The following is a 3,487-nucleotide window of genomic DNA, read 5'->3' on the forward strand; positions in this document are numbered from 1 at the left end:
TCGTCGCAGGCGATCGCGCCGGAAATTCTTCGCTACGGTCAGGTGCGGAAGATTGCAAGACAGGTACAGATTCGGCTGCATGAAGCCTGGATGAGCGAGGCGATTGCCGATCGCCCGGTGACTTACGTGGTAGCGGCTGACGAGACAGGGGCGATCGCCGATTACCAGCCTGTGGATGCGCGGGCTGCAGACGCGGCGGAGCAAACGCCGCTGCCCCATCTCGTCAAGGACTACCGTTCAGAGGATACTCTGCTCCGCCCGCTTGCCCGCTTCCACGTCACCTTTAAGCCCTCCGGCAGTCTGAATGTGCAACTGTGGCGTGGCATTCCGCTGCTGTGGTTAGCCATTAGCACCCTGATTGCGATCGTGGCGGCAGGGGCGATCGTGGGCTACGTTGAGACGCGATTGCTGTAAGGCAGTCGATGGCGGTTAGCGCTTGACGGTTAGTGAACTGATTTGGCTTGGTCGAATTCGCCTTACAGGTAGATGAACTTGCTAACAGCAGACTGAGTTGGCGGCAGAGGCTTCTCGTCATTTAGCACCTGATCTAACGTTTTTAGCAGGTCTGGTGTGGTGAACGGCTTCGACAAAAACGCTCGGATTTTGGGAGCAATTGAGGCAGAGAGCTTATCGTTCGTCATTAGCCCGCTCACGGCCACGATCTTGATGCTTGGGTTCAGTTTGTGCAGCGTGCGAATCGTGGTTGGCCCATCCATCACAGGCATCATCATATCCACCAGCACTAGGCTGATTTGCTGCTTGTGTTGAACGTAGAGCGCGATCGCCTCGATTCCGTCCTTGGCAGTGAGCACTTGATAGCCGTAGGCTTCCAGCGACTTCTGCGCAATCTCGCGAATCGCGGCTTCATCGTCTACCACAAGAATTGTCTCTCCGTGCCCTCTGGCAAGCGGTGTGTCTTGGGCTGCAAGCGTCATCGTCGTTGGCTCGGCGGGTAAGAACACCTTGAATTCGGTTCCTTTGCCGATCGTGCTCGACACGTGTACAAAGCCGCCGTGACTCCGGACAATTCCCATCACGGTTGACAGCCCCAGCCCTGTCCCCTCGCCCAGCGCTTTCGTTGTAAAGAAAGGCTCAAAGATTCGGTCTACTACGTCTGGTGGAATGCCACTGCCCGTATCAGACACCGTGATCACCACATAGGGTCCGGTTGTGGCATCCAGGTGCATCCGAGCATAGCCTTCGTCAATGATCAAATTTGCAGCGGCAATTCGGAGCACACCGCCGTCTGACATCGCATCGCGAGCATTCACGCACAAATTCATCAGCACTTGATGCAGCTGCGTCGCGTCACCTCGAAGCGTCCACAGATCTGTGGCTAAGTCGGTCTGAAGCTCAATAAACTTGGGAAATGTTTCTTTAACGATTTGCTTGATTTCTCGAATCAAGTGCTTGATTTCGAGAATCACGCGCTCCCCTTCAACCCCGCGAGCAAATGATAGAACTTGCTTGACTAAATTGGCTCCTCGTTTGATGTTGTTCTCCAAAATTTCTAGCCACTGCCCACTTTGCTCATCGGCAAATTTCATCTGCAATAGCTGGACAGCCAGCAGCATAGGCGTTAGCACATTGTTGAGGTCGTGGGCAATTCCACCCGCTAATGTACCAATACTCTCTAGCCGTTGCGCTCGGAGAAATTGCCGTTCGAGCTGTTTTTTCTCGGTAATGTCCGTGTTGATGATGAGAATAGCCTCTGGATCGCGCGAGTTCCGCACCAGCGTCCATCGACTTTCTACAAGCACCGTTTTGGCTGCTTTGGTAACCAGCTTTAGCTCTCCATGCCATTCGCCGATCGCCCGCACTGTCGTGTAAGCGCGATCGAGTTCATCCGACTGCTCGAACAGAAACTGCCAAGCATCCCGACCGATTGCCTCGGTCGCAGTCCAACCCAACAGCCGCTCGGCGCTTTGGTTCCAAAACAACACGCGATCGCTTGTATTGATCACAGCAATGGCATCTTGCGCTTTATCCAGCAGCATCGCCTGCTCCCGGATCCGCTCCTCTGCCTGTTTACGCTCGGTAATGTCTTGCCAATTTCCGACTAGTTCAATGATACTGCCAGCGTCATCTTGCACGAGTCGAACTTCCGAGGCGGTCCAATGGTACGTGCCATCCTGATGCAAGAAGCGGTATTCGCAGCGATGCTGTCCCCGATCCACTATTGTCGCCAGCTGAGCCAGGATATCGAGTGCGTCTTCTGGATGCACCCGGTTGCGCCAAAAGGCTGGCTCATTCACAAACTGCTGAGACGTGTAGCCAAACAGAGTGGTGACATTTTCACTGACAAAGGTTGTTTGGAAATCGCCCGTGGGTTCGCAGCTAAAAATCACGATCGGGCTGGAATTGAGCAAGTGTTGCAGTCGCGCCTGAGTCGTTTGCAGCAGCGCTGCTGCCTGCTTGCGCTTGGTGATATCTCGCGTAATGGCTAATTGAACGCACGATCGCGTCGCTTCATTCCACAGCGGCACGGCATGCGTTTCCACCCAGCGGCGCGTTCCCCGACAGCCAAGAATCTGAAACTCTAGCGTTCCTTTGCTGCCCTGACAGACCTTCTCGTTAAACGCTTTGTAAGCGGCTTGGTACTCCGATGCAATTAAGGGATAAACCGATTGACCCTGAACGGCGCTGAAGCTGTCTACCTCAATCATTGCGAGACCCGCCGCGTTCATGTCTAGCAAAATTCCCTCAGCAGACACCAACTTCACGCATTCCGGTTCTGCATCGATAATGGCTCGCAGCCGCATTTCTCGCTCCCTGAGCGCGTGCTCTGCTCGCTGCTGTTCTACCAAGCTGCGCCGCAGCTCCAACTGGCTGACTGCTTGACGGCTCAATGCCTGCAATGCGGCTAATTGCTCTGCCGTAAGCTGTCGAGGAACCCGATCGATCACGCATAAGGTACCAATTTGGTGTCCGTGGGGCGTGATGAGAGGTGCACCCGCATAAAACCGGATGTGAGGGTCTTCGGTTACGAGCGGATTCGCTGCGAACCGCTCATCGGTAAGCGTATCCGAAACCACGAGAGGAGCGCTTTGCAGGATTGTGTGCGCACAGAAGGCAAGGTCGCGGGAGGTCTCTGAGACGGTGACTCCGAGTTTGGCTTTGAACCACTGACGATCGTGGTCAACCAGACTGATGAGCGCGATCGGGGTTTGGCAAATATGAGCCGCTAACGTGGTGAGATCGTCAAACGTGGCTTCAGGGGGGGTATCTAGAACTTGATACTGACGAAGAGCGTCGAGTCGCTCTACTTCGTTGTAAGGCAAAGGGGGATTAATCAATGGATAAACCCAAATAGAAATGGGGCTGTCGCATCTAAAAGCGCCGCATCTTAATATTATCGCTAAGGGTGATATTTAATCCTGCTTTTGCTGGTTAAGGCGAGATAATAATTAACACCTTGCTGAGACAGTCATTCAAATTAACTATTGCGATAATCGCCCGACACAACTGCCTCTAAGCAGCGCAGCAC

At 53.9% G+C, this 3,487-nt stretch carries 1 protein-coding gene and 1 pseudogene; one reads left to right on the top strand and one right to left on the bottom strand.

Translation table 11 applies throughout. The features are described from left to right. Positions 1-414, top strand: a pseudogene (locus tag H6F43_RS08965) (hypothetical protein); the annotation flags it as partial. 62 nt (positions 415-476) lie between these two features. On the opposite strand, the gene H6F43_RS08970 reads toward H6F43_RS08965, so the two are convergent. Then, positions 477-3,281 carry a PAS domain S-box protein gene (locus H6F43_RS08970; RefSeq protein WP_199290227.1) on the bottom strand — a complete coding sequence of 935 codons (2,805 nt, stop codon included), beginning with the start codon at positions 3,279-3,281 and terminating at the stop codon, positions 477-479. Positions 3,282-3,487: the final 206 nt, after the last annotated feature.

This window comes from Leptolyngbya sp. FACHB-36 (genome assembly GCF_014695955.1).
Lineage (GTDB): Bacteria > Cyanobacteriota > Cyanobacteriia > Leptolyngbyales > Leptolyngbyaceae > FACHB-36.